The 11,239-nt window shown below is 58.7% G+C and carries 14 protein-coding genes; 10 read left to right on the forward strand and 4 right to left on the reverse strand.

Going from position 1 to position 11,239, the window contains the following annotated elements:
* From P8X48_10170 to P8X48_10185, 4 genes are all read left to right on the forward strand, one after another.
* Positions 1–926 (forward strand): MFS transporter (locus P8X48_10170; GenBank protein MEJ2107676.1); only part of this gene is annotated, 926 nt, incomplete at its 5' end.
* A 220-nt stretch (positions 927–1,146) separates the two neighbouring features.
* The gene (locus P8X48_10175) at positions 1,147–1,491 is read left to right on the forward strand and encodes a hypothetical protein (GenBank protein MEJ2107677.1); all 345 of its coding nucleotides are present in this window, start codon (positions 1,147–1,149) and stop codon (positions 1,489–1,491) included.
* A gap of 188 nt (positions 1,492–1,679) precedes the next feature.
* Positions 1,680–2,870 (forward strand): M20 family metallopeptidase, encoded by a 1,191-nt coding sequence (locus P8X48_10180; protein MEJ2107678.1) that lies wholly within the window; start codon positions 1,680–1,682, stop codon positions 2,868–2,870.
* The gene (locus P8X48_10185) at positions 2,867–3,991 is read left to right on the forward strand and encodes a YbdK family carboxylate-amine ligase (GenBank protein ID MEJ2107679.1); all 1,125 of its coding nucleotides are present in this window, start codon (positions 2,867–2,869) and stop codon (positions 3,989–3,991) included. Before P8X48_10180 ends, P8X48_10185 begins: the two co-directional genes overlap by 4 nt.
* Positions 3,992–4,080: 89 nt before the next feature.
* Here P8X48_10185 and P8X48_10190 read toward each other — a convergent pair whose 3' ends face one another.
* Complete coding sequence (locus P8X48_10190; protein ID MEJ2107680.1) at positions 4,081–4,299, reverse strand: hypothetical protein; 219 nt, start codon at positions 4,297–4,299, stop codon at positions 4,081–4,083.
* A 62-nt stretch (positions 4,300–4,361) separates the two neighbouring features.
* Positions 4,362–5,360 carry a hypothetical protein gene (locus P8X48_10195; protein ID MEJ2107681.1) on the reverse strand — a complete coding sequence of 333 codons (999 nt, stop codon included), beginning with the start codon at positions 5,358–5,360 and terminating at the stop codon, positions 4,362–4,364.
* A 263-nt stretch (positions 5,361–5,623) separates the two neighbouring features.
* Here P8X48_10195 and P8X48_10200 point away from each other — a divergent pair, with 263 nt between their 5' ends.
* On the forward strand, positions 5,624–6,424 hold the full coding sequence (locus P8X48_10200; GenBank protein MEJ2107682.1) for a thiosulfate oxidation carrier complex protein SoxZ: 801 nt from the start codon (positions 5,624–5,626) through the stop codon (positions 6,422–6,424).
* 88 nt (positions 6,425–6,512) lie between these two features.
* Here P8X48_10200 and P8X48_10205 read toward each other — a convergent pair whose 3' ends face one another.
* Entirely contained in the window at positions 6,513–6,773 is a 261-nt protein-coding gene (locus P8X48_10205; protein ID MEJ2107683.1) for a DUF6356 family protein, read from the reverse strand.
* 48 nt (positions 6,774–6,821) lie between these two features.
* On the reverse strand, positions 6,822–7,223 hold the full coding sequence (locus P8X48_10210; protein ID MEJ2107684.1) for a hypothetical protein: 402 nt from the start codon (positions 7,221–7,223) through the stop codon (positions 6,822–6,824).
* 216 nt (positions 7,224–7,439) lie between these two features.
* Here P8X48_10210 and P8X48_10215 point away from each other — a divergent pair, with 216 nt between their 5' ends.
* The 5 genes from P8X48_10215 to P8X48_10235 all read left to right on the forward strand — a co-directional run bounded on the left by P8X48_10215 (position 7,440) and on the right by P8X48_10235 (position 10,605).
* Positions 7,440–8,123, forward strand: coding sequence for a helix-turn-helix domain-containing protein (locus P8X48_10215; GenBank protein MEJ2107685.1), 684 nt, complete (start codon positions 7,440–7,442; stop codon positions 8,121–8,123).
* A gap of 22 nt (positions 8,124–8,145) precedes the next feature.
* Positions 8,146–8,565 (forward strand): SRPBCC family protein, encoded by a 420-nt coding sequence (locus tag P8X48_10220; GenBank protein MEJ2107686.1) that lies wholly within the window; start codon positions 8,146–8,148, stop codon positions 8,563–8,565.
* Between the two features lie 134 nt (positions 8,566–8,699).
* Complete coding sequence (locus P8X48_10225) at positions 8,700–9,095, forward strand: DoxX family protein (GenBank protein ID MEJ2107687.1); 396 nt, start codon at positions 8,700–8,702, stop codon at positions 9,093–9,095.
* Between the two features lie 193 nt (positions 9,096–9,288).
* Positions 9,289–9,810 carry a DUF2939 domain-containing protein gene (locus P8X48_10230; GenBank protein ID MEJ2107688.1) on the forward strand — a complete coding sequence of 174 codons (522 nt, stop codon included), beginning with the start codon at positions 9,289–9,291 and terminating at the stop codon, positions 9,808–9,810.
* 171 nt (positions 9,811–9,981) lie between these two features.
* Entirely contained in the window at positions 9,982–10,605 is a 624-nt protein-coding gene (locus tag P8X48_10235) for a hypothetical protein (protein ID MEJ2107689.1), read from the forward strand.
* Positions 10,606–11,239 lie beyond the last annotated feature (634 nt).

The raw sequence follows: 11,239 nt of genomic DNA on the forward strand, positions 1-11,239 counted from the left end.
GTGTGTCCAAAGGGGAAAGCGACGGCTGGACCTCCGTGACCATCCTTTCCTACTTTGCGATGTCGGCCCTGGGTGCGATTGGATTCCTGCTGGTGGAAAGCCTGGTTCCCCATCCCATTGTCGACCTCACACTTCTCAAGATCCCGGTCTTCAGCGCCACCTTGATGGTGACCGCCGTGCGCGGTATCGGCATGTTCGGGGGCGCCTTCCTGCTTCCGCTATTCATGCGACAACAAATGGGCCTCACGGAAATCGGCGCGGGCCTGGTACTGCTGCCCGGCGCGCTGATCATCGCCGTGGCGATGCCCGTCGCCGGCCGCCTGGCCGACCGCATGGGTCCGCGCTACCTGGTGATGACCGGCCTGTTCCTGATGGCCTGGTTCTGTTGGTCCTACCGCGACCTGGACGCCAGCACCAGCGTTTGGGGTGTGATCAACCCCACATTCCTCCGCGGCCTGGGTATCGCCCTGTTGATGGCACCGGTAATGTCCACCGCCATCAATGCGGTGCCCAAGGCGAGTGTGGCCATGGCGTCCATGATGCTCAACCTGCTGCAGCAGATGTCCGGGTCCACCGGCGTGGCGGCGCTGGCCACGGTGCTGATCCACCGCACAACCCACCATATGGCGGCCCTGGGGGCAGGCCTCGACTTCTCCACCGGAACCGCGCAGCAGGTGATGGCGGGTCTCATCTTCCGACTCCACGACCTCGGCCGCGGTCCTGCCGAGGCCGCACTGGGAGCGCAGATCGCCATGATGGACAAGGTGGTGCATGCCGCCGCGGTACGCGCCTACGACGACACCTTCGTCGTGGCCGCGGTCGCCAGTTTGGCGGCGATCTTCGCGGCCCTGCTGTTGCCTGCCCGCCATCCCGAAACCCACGCCGCAGAGGCGGACGGGGGCGGCCGCGCCATGGCGACGGAATGATCCCGTCGACTGGAGCCACCATAATAATAGGGGAAGTCGAAATCAAAGGGGTCGTAGTGATTTTTCTTCAATCACCCCGACCCCTTTCTTCATTGCGGATTCCGGGCCAATTCGATTGGCGGGCAAAGTACAGGGAAATTCCTTGCCGGCGCGGGCGCGGGATTGGAGGAAGATAGGCCTCTACACATTGGCCCGGTTTGCGGACGGCGAGGAGGTTTGAATGCGGCCAACAGTGGTGTTGCTCGTCTTGCTGCTTCTTTCCGGCGTTGCTACGGCCGGAATGATGGGCAGTGGCATGGGGGGCGGAATGATGGGCCCGTCGGGTTCCGGCAGCAACACGCCGCCGGCAAATCTCGACTCCGCCGCGCGCAAGGGGTACGACCTTACCCAGGAATACTGTGGCCGGTGTCATGCGGCGCCGGTGCCGCAACAACACACGGCGGCGGAATGGCCCCGGGTCGTCGACCGCATGGAGCGCTACATGCATCGCCAGGGTCGCCCCGCACCGAATGCGGAAGACACCGACACGATCCTGCACTATCTGGCAAGCGCGACAGCGCGCTAGTTCGCCCCGGGAACACGAAACCCTTTTTCACTGCGGCAGGGATTTCGCCCGGGAGCTGGTAGGGCTTTGCGACCATACCCGGAACTGAACTCCTGCTTCGCTTTCGTGCTGCAGGCGGCGGTGCGGATCGTGGAAGACGGCGAGGTCACGGACCGCCGCTCCGCCGCCGGGGCGATCTACGGCACGCAGTGGCCGAAAGACCGCATGGCGGAGGTCCGTACCGCTCGGAGCATTTGTACGACTGGATGGTAGGTGTGCGGCGCGCCTTGCACCGCAGGCCGGAGTTGGCGTTCGAAGAGGTGGAGACGGCGAAGCGCCTGATCTCCGAGCTCGATGGCCTGGGCATACCGAGCGAATACGGTGGAGCGGGCAGCGCCGTCATCGGCCGCCTTGAGTGCGAACTTCCCAACGCCCCCACCTTCGCCCTGCGCGCCGACATGGACGCGCTGCCCGGCGCGGAAAACACCGATCTCCCTTTCGCTTCGACCATTGAGGGCAAGATGCATGCCTGTGGGCACGACGCGCACATGACCATGGTGCTCGGGGGTGCGGCGCTGCTCAAGGCCGAGCCCCCGCCGTGCAATGTGATGTTTGTCTTCCAGCCCGCGGAAGAAAAGGGCGGTGGCGCCCGCACGGTGGTGCAGTCCGGTGCCCTGGAAGGCGTCAGTGCGATCTTCGGCGGACACGTCACCCATCACTATCGCGTCGGCGAGATCATGGTGGCGGAGGGAACCATCACCGCCCAGTCGGACCGCTTTCGCATCGACATCCGGGGCCGCGGCGGCCACGGGGCGCGGCCGCATGAGGCGACCGACGCGGTCGTGGTGGCGGGGCAGATGATCACGGCGATGCAAACCCTCGTGTCGCGTGAGATCAACCCGGTGTTTCCCTCGGTCGTGACCGTGGGCACGGTGCATGCCGGCTCCGCCCCGAACGTAATCGCGGAAGATGCTTACATGGAAGGATCGATACGCACCACGCTGCCGGAAGTGCGCGACCACATTCATGCCGGGCTGATGCGTATGGGCCAGGCGATGGGGGCGTTGCACAATGCGGAGGTGAAGGTGGAGATCACGCCCGGCTATCCGCCGGTGGTGAACACGGCACGCGAGGCTGCCATCGCCCATCGCGCGGCGGAGCGCGTCGTCGGGCGCGAGGGGCTCATGGTCATGGATCATCCCAGCATGGGCGCGGAGGATTTTGCGTTCTACCTGGAAAAAGTTCCCGGGTGCTATGTGCGCTTTGGCGCCCGTTTGCGTGAGAACGAATATATTCCGCTGCACAGCCCGGAGTTCGATATCAACGAAGAAGTGTTGAAGGTAGGGGCCGCCTTCTTCGACGAAGTCGTGCGCGAGGCGGTGAAGAACTACGGATCATGAACAACGATTTCGTTCCGTCGGAGCCCCTTACCGTCGGCGTCGAGCTCGAACTGCAGCTGATTGACCGCGACGGCTACGGGCTGGTGAACGGCATCAAGCCGCTCATCGAGATCTATCCCGGAAGCAGGAACATCAAACCGGAATTCGTCCAGAATACGGTGCAACTTGTTTCCGATGTCGGTCACACGGTCGGCGATGTGCACGCGAATCTGATTGAGATCGGCCGCGGCCTGAAAGACCGTTGCGCCTCTCTGGGCATGTTGCTTTGCGGCGCTGGAACCCACCCGTTCGATCGCAGCCTGGCTCCCGTTACGCCACTGCCGCGCTTTCTCCGGATTGAGGAGGACTACGGCATCCTCGGAAACCTGCAGGTGACCTATGCCACCCATGTACACATTGGCGTCAGCTCGGCTGAAGACGCCATTTTTCTGTTTCGCACGCTAAAGCCGTATCTTCCCCTGTTCATTGCCTTGTCGGCCAGTTCGCCCTTCTGGCACGGTTACGATACCGGGTATGCCGCCTACCGCCACCGCGTGCTGGCGGCCGCGCGCAGCTATGGCATACCGCCAAGTTTCGCGGATTGGAAACAGTTCGAGGATTTCTGCAATGCGTCGCGGCGCGCGGGCATGATCGACTCCATGAGAGATGTTCACTGGGACATCCGCCCACGTCCCCATCTGGGAACGGTCGAGGCGCGGGTCATGGACGCCCAGCCGACCATAGGGGAAGCCATGGAACTGGCGGCGCTGGTGCGTTCGCTGGCGGCCTGCCTGCTGGACTCCCGTGACCAGGCGAACAGCCTGTTGTTACCCCATGCACTCCACTGGTGGACCGAGCACGACAATCACTTCAAGGCATCCCGCCTCGGGATGGACGCCGACTGCGTATACACCGCGCACGGCGACACCCGTTCCCTGCGGAGCCTGTGGGATGCAGTTGTGGAGGCCGTCCTGCCCCATGCCGATGCGCTGGGCGAGCGCGACTACGTGGACCGTCTCGCGCATCGCATCGCCGAGGGAGATATCAGCTATCTGCGCCAGCGACGGGAGTACGAGCGCGATGACGACCTGGCGCATGTCGTCGAAGCCCTGGTCGCCGAACTGGAAGACGAACTGGTATAGGCCGTTCAATATCCTGGCTCGGAGTAAACACTTCCTGGCAAGGATTTCGGCCGGGAGCTCCCGGACCGTCGTTCCGCCACCGGGGCGATCTACTGCGCCTTGATGGGGCCGACGATCCTGACAACAACGGGGTATCCGTCGAGGGACTGCGGCAGTAGCTCTTGGGCTTCCGGCCGTGGTTGATCGAGGCCGACGATGATCACCGGTTTCCCGTTTTCATCCTGGCCGATGCCCACGGACACAACCCCGGGCGTAGCCATCAGCTCCGCTTGGTGTGTCTTTTTGACCTCCTGGACCGAGACTGGCATGTCGGAATTCCCGGAACACCCCGTGATTGGCAGCAAGACCAGCGCGATGGCCAGCCAGTATTTCATAGTGCAATGCCGAGCGCAGCAAAGACATTGTCGATGCGGTTGATGATCGTGCTGTTGTCGCTACCGGCAAACAGCAGACCGACCAGATGGTTGTCGTTGTCGAGCACCGCCGAGCCACTATCGCCGCCCTGACTCATCGGCCCGGCCATCAACTGATCGGTGAAGCGCGCGGTCTGGCCGGGGCCGTACTGCACATCCGCCGTCACATCCAGCTGCTGGATTGCCCCTGTCGTCAGGCCCGTGGTACGACCGCTCTTCTTGAGCGCCATCCCCAGCGCAGCCTCGACCGTGCCGCTGATGGTGCCGACATCCAGGATGGTGTCGCTCACGTCCTGTGGATCGATCGGCCGTGCGATGGCCGCGTCGACGAGATTGTCCACGGCGCGCGCATCGATCGCCTGCATTCGTGTGTTGCTTCCCAGCACGCGCGCGATGGCATTGAGCAATGTCGCCACGCCGTTGGCCGTGGAACAGCCACTCGGCTGCCCGCCGAAGTTGATCGGCACGAACGCCTCCAGATTGGCGATATGATCGTCGGGATACTTGCCACCGTCGTACGGACCCGGCTGCAGAATTGGGTCCCCGGTCTGTGCGGCGTTGCTGTTGGCCAGAACGTGGTTGTTCGACAGGATCAGCGCCTGTCCATTCTTCCTGACGAGGCAGCCGAGCGTGCCGGCGGTGATGTCGCGATGGCCGATACTCACGCCACCGGGCGCCGGCCGAACGCGATCCGTCCGTGACTGGAAAGCCCGGATCGGGCCCGTCTGGATCACATCGGTGGGGATACTGTCCAGCGACGCCGGTACCAGGTCTCGCGTGGCCAATTCGGCCACGGGTACCTTGCTCGTCACCGAACAGACGATGCTGAGCGCGGTCGTTGCCTGGCCGGCCGTGACCTTGAAACCGACGCCGGTGGCAACGACGTTGGCACGCGCAAGCAAGTCGTGACGGGTGCGCGTCAGTATTTCCCGCGCCGCGGATAGTTCATCAGCCATGACCGCCTCCTTGCCGGACTATGATGAGGCCACATCTTAACGCCGGACCGGCCGATGTCTCCATCAGTTCGTCGTTCCGGCCGCCGTCCTTGTCGGATCGCGCAAACTAATAGGGTCGGAGTGATTTTTCCTTGATCACTCTGGCCTCTTTGCCCTCCCGCTATGCTCCATTATCCTTATATATATGAGTGGAGCGTTGTGCACTCACCGGGCGCCTGACGGGCGACGCGGAAGCACCAAAAGGGGAAATGGAGATGGGGACAGTGAAGCAGAAGATCGTGCGGCGTCTCGGCCAATTGCTGGTGCCGCTTCTGGCCCTGGCGAGCACCGCCAGTTATGGCCAGTCTTCCGGGGTGGCAGGGGACAGCGGACCCATTGGCACACCGAAATTGACGGTGACCTTGCCGTCCAAAGACGGCGTGTCCGAGTATTATTATGTTCAGCCGGTCAATATCGTGCTGACGAACGCGGGCAAAACCGATGGACTGGCCACGCTTCGCATCGACGTTGCCACCAACCCGGAACATCATCAGCAGGTTCTGGTGGCACGGTTCTCACCAGGATTCAGGATCATGGGCGTCGGCACGCGGGTTCGCCTGGCGGGCACAGGCCATGCCCGGGTCGAGGTACAGGCCGAAACCCGCTCCGGGAAGAAGCTTGCCGCCACGGGGCAGATCCGGCTTCGGCAGGGGGTCGACTTTTCAGATGCGCACGGCCTGACAAAACGCCTGCTGATGAATGTCCAGGGACTTAAGGGGCCGGTCGGTACCGCCCGGGCGCGCCTTTGGGCAAAGGGCGAACTGGCGCGACAGTTCAGTGCCACGATTCATCATCCAATGCTGCCGGCCATCGGCGGCAATAGAGCAAATCTGCTCAAGAGTCTCACCATCCCTTATCGTGGGACTCGTCTGGGTCAACTCGAATTCGGCGACGCTATTTCCAACGATCCCTATGTGGACATCAAGTTCATGGACATCGAACCGGGTGTCGGACCGGTTGAGGTCCAGTGGCGAGACCTGGAAGGCCGCGTATACGAGCCAGCCGCCATCAACATCAGGAAGTGACTGAGGAAAGAATTAAAGATGTGAATTCAAGGGACCGGAGTGATTTTCCCTAATCACTCCGGTCTTTTCTCTTTTGCCCACGCCATTCTTAACTCCATTGCTGGTCCGCCGCGGATGACAAGGGTGCGAGTCCCGGTTTCTGGCCCTCGATCCAGTCATTCTGTCCCTGGAGAAATCGGCTGGTCGCTTCCAGATCCAGCGAACGATCGATGCCGATAAAGGGAAATACGGCGTGGGTCGCAAATGCCACAACACTTTGCAGCAGTCGCAGGGCGATTCCCATGGCAAAGGCGAAATGTGCCCAGTAGGTGATGCCCTGGTGATACGGATGTACGATAAACGGGTTCATGATCTCTCTCCAATGCTTGTCTGTTGGTCCAGGCTCGATGCCGGCTGATTAGCGACCGCGGACGATCTCCTGAACCTTGATGCTGGGATCGTCGTAGTTGCTGATCGTTTGCTTGCCGTTGGCGTACCAGTCGAGCGTGTGCAAGGCACGGCCCCGCGGGGTAGCAGGTACTACGCAGTAGAGGCCGGAGGCCTCGATCATTTGTTCGATTGCGATGGTGCTCGTTGTCTTTCTCCTCAATGTGTCTGTTTGTTCAGGCTTGACGCCGGCTGACCAGCGTCTGCGAACGATGTACTTCAGCTCGACGCGGGGATCGTCGTAATTGATGAAGCTCCGCTTGCCGTTTGCGAACCAGTCGAGCGTGTGCAAGGCACGGCCCCGCGGGGTGATCGGTACAGCGCCGGCCCTGCGAGTGGTCTCGAACATGTCTTTCAGTGCGTAAGTGCTCATGGTCATTCTCCTGTTCGTCGTGTGTGTTAGTCGGGTTTTTTCGACGAGATCCATTGCGCTCTCGACACTGAAATCCTAGGCGTGGGGGTCTGGTGGAAATACTTTCGAAGTCGTAGTATCGAACTACACAATCTGTAGTAACCCACTACACATTCGAGAAAACAGCGCAGAACCAGTCTTTTTCTGTGTACTGGGCCTGAACAGGAGGAAAGTCGCATGGAATACGGACAGTTTTGCCCGGTTGCCAAGGCGACCGAGGTTCTCGGGGAGAAGTGGACCATCCTGGTGATTCGCGAGCTGTTGATGGGCGCCACCCGGTTCAACACCTTGCAGCGGGGCCTGAGCATGATCTCCCCCACCATCCTCACCAAGCGCCTGAATGCATTGACGGAACAGGGCCTGGTCCTGAAGAAGAAGATTCCGGGGCAAAAAGGCTACGAGTATTTCCCCACGGAATCCTGCAAGGAGCTGCTGCCGATCATCAAGGGACTCGGCGACTGGGGCATGAAATGGACAACGGGCAACCTGGTCGATTCGGACTATGACGTGGAATTGCTCATGCTGTACCTGGAGCGCAGCATCCAGGTGGACAAGCTGGTGGGCAATGAAACGGTGATCCGGTTCAAGTTCACCGACCTTGATAAGGCCCCGGACTGGTGGATCGTCGCCGATAACAGCAAGGTGGACGTGTGCACCAACGATCCGTGCAAGGACGTGGACGTCTACTTCACCTCGACCGTGCGCGCGTTCGTCGATGTCTGGATGGGCCTGGTCCCGTACAGGAAGGCGGTGCGCGAGAGCCAGATCAAGGTCATCGGCCCGAACGCCATGACCAACAACATCTTCACCTGGATGAACATGAGCATGTTCGCAGACCTGCCCCCGGCCGCGGATATCTGATTGTCTGGGTGGCCAAATGGAGATGAGTGCAACAACCCTCATCCGGCGACCTCCAAAGGAGATCTACGAATTTCTTAAGGACATCGCCAACGATGTTCGCTGGCGCAACGGTGTCGATGCCTCGGGATGGCGATCCGATCCACCCTATGGCGTGGGTTCAATTGGATATGCCAAGGCTGGAAAGATGGAGACCGTCTATCGGGTCACGGTGCTGGAACCGCCGCGGCGGGTTGACTGGGAATTCATCGAAGGCCCCTTCGTGGGACGCGGCGGCTATCGGCTCGAGCCCGTCGACGGGGGAACACGATTCACGCTCGTGGCAGATATCAAACCCCAGGGCATGATGAGACTAGTGGGGCCTCTGTTCTCCTGGGTTGGAAGACGTTCGAACCGGAAGGACGTGGAGACCCTGCGACAGATCATGGAGCACTCACCAGGCTAGCAGGCTTGGCTCGACGGACCTGCCGCTGGCCGCGGACATCTGACGCGTTCGCAGAATTGGGTCGGGAAGCAGTTGTCAAAACAGAAGCGATACCGAACAATCGATCCGTCCAGGAGTCGGAACGGAGGAAGGCAATGGATAAGATTCTGAAGATGTGGACCCCCGCGGCCTTGAGTCTGTTGAGAATCGTCACCGCTTTTCTGTTCATGCAGCACGGCGGGCAAAAACTACTCGGGTTTCCGGCGCCGCAGCGCCACGCGTTCGATCTCCTTTCCCTGTCGGGAATGGCCGGGGTACTGGAGTTGTTTGGGGGCGCGCTGTTGTTGGTTGGGCTCTTCACGCGACCCGTCGCTTTTTTGCTGTCCGGCCTTATGGCATTCGCCTACTTCATAGCCCATGCGCCCAGGAACTTCTGGCCGCTGATAAACCACGGCGAACTGGCCGTCCTGTTCTGCTTCGTGTTTCTCTATCTAGCGTTCGCCGGCGGAGGGAGCTGGAGTGTGGACAGGCTGTTGGCACGCAGTCGTTGATCGAATTGTGGGGCAGACCGAACCCTTTTGCCTTGTCTCACCCACGCCGTTCTTATCCCCATTGCTGGTCCGCAGTGGATGGCAACGGGGCGACACCGGGCTGGCAGCGGTCCCTGGCGGGAAGGAAAATAAAATAGGAACTAAATGACGGTTATAGACCCGGGACGTTTGGGATCAAGAGGGAGAGATAACGGTGAAGAAAGTTGTTTGGATAGCGGGTGTGATTCTGGTGTTGCTGGCGGGGTATGTTGCTGCTGGTCCATATTTAACAGTGTCAGCGATAAAAACAGGAGTTATTGAACAGGATTCAAAGAAATTATCTGAAAATATAGATTTTCCAAAACTTCGCCAGAATCTGAAGGGCCAACTCAACGCAGCAATGATGAAAAACATTTCCGCCGAGGAAAAGGACAATCCATTTGCAGTTCTCGCGGCTGGCCTGGCAATGAAAATGGCGGATGCAATCGTAGATTCGTACGTTACGCCGAGCGGCTTGGCCTTGATGATGGAGGGGAAAGAGCCACCGAAAGAACAAGGAACAGAAACTGCGGCGCCACCAAAAAAGGATGAATTATTCAGAAACGCAAGGTACTCGTACGATTCCATAAACCAGTTCTCAATTTGGGTGCCGGATGACAAGGGACAAGAAACAAGATTCGTACTACAGCGAGACGGTCTCTCCTGGAAACTCGTGAATCTTGTTCTTCCCATCTAGTCGTTAGGCATAAAGTATCCGATTCTGGTGACTAGCGGACAAAAGGTGTCGAATTCTGTATCGCCGTTTGGAGTGGTCCAGGATTATGTATATATATGGGATAGGCCCGCGGTCTGAGTTGTCCAATAGATATCAATGTCGGCTTATTAGCTAGCAGAAGTGGATAGGCGCATGATCTGCGATAAATGGAAATTTGCCATAGGATTCCCGGAGAAGCGGAAGAAAGATCTTGCTGGAATAGGGCATTTTCTGGATGTTGTGGCACTAGTCCACAATTCCATGCATGCAATACATGTCCGACCTAAACATGGTCGCGACGGAGGCCTGAAGCAAGCTACACAAGCGATCTTTACTTTTTCTGTTTCGAGGGAAGCCTTTGATGCATTCTTCAATAGCGCAGCAGGATATAGGGCACAATATTTGGTAAACCCCCTGGTTGGACTGGCAATGAATCTATATTTGCTGAAGCGTATAGAGCAACCGCTCATTGAAGCCGCCTTTCACTCAGGTGAACCGGAATTGTCCGATGCAAAGAGATCGTTGAGAGCAGTTTCCTCAAAGATCTGGATTGATGAAGACTTCTATGTATTCAATCCGCCGTCACGAGATCTGGCCATTGAAACATGGGAAAAAGAGGCAAATGCCGGCTCTGACAAGGCCAAGTGGGGACTTAGTGCTCCTGAAGGTACTCGATTACAGGTCAAAGGTGCGCTACTGGATCGATGGGGCAATGAGCTAGTCCCGCAAAAGAAAGTACTTCGGCACGAAGAAATCCACAGGTATGGTTATTCGTAAAGCAACAAGCGCCTTCTTTGGTGCAGGCGCAGGAAAGAGGGGAAGTTCAATGAAAAGGTTATTGAACAGTCTCTTGTTCTTTTTTGCGTGGCTCGGTGTAGCTTCAAGTGTTTTCGCCAGCCAGGATGCCTTTTGTGCAGGATTTGAGCAGGGATACAAATCGATAAAGGGAGATATGGCAATAGTTCCAACATGCCCTTTCGCGCCGATTACACCGATGGGCTCTACGGATTTTCGAGAAGGAATAAAGGCTGGAGTTAGGGCCGCCAAAAGAGGGTATTAGCAAGTCATTCCGTCCTTTGCTATTTCCGGCCAACACTCGGGGATAAGTGGACATTAAGAACGCAGGAGACAAACCAACTTACAATGTCCGCTAACGACCCAGAGCGGACTTCACTGAACAACGACTTGTTGAAGATGCCGAAATTCGTGAGTTTCTTGATTCATCGATGGCTATAGTGACGCGGATGATTCCTTCGTTGACTGTTCGTGTCTGATGAAGTCCCCGAATTCGGCACATTTTTCAGAACTAACGTACCAACAACACCTTGTTTTGCAGTTGTTCACTATCGCTTTCAGCCGGCGTGGCACGCGCTACTATCTTCCAATGAGAGCGCGACAACCCGGTTACAAG

This window comes from Acidiferrobacteraceae bacterium (genome assembly GCA_037388825.1).
In the GTDB taxonomy this organism is placed as follows: domain Bacteria; phylum Pseudomonadota; class Gammaproteobacteria; order Acidiferrobacterales; family JAJDNE01; genus JARRJV01.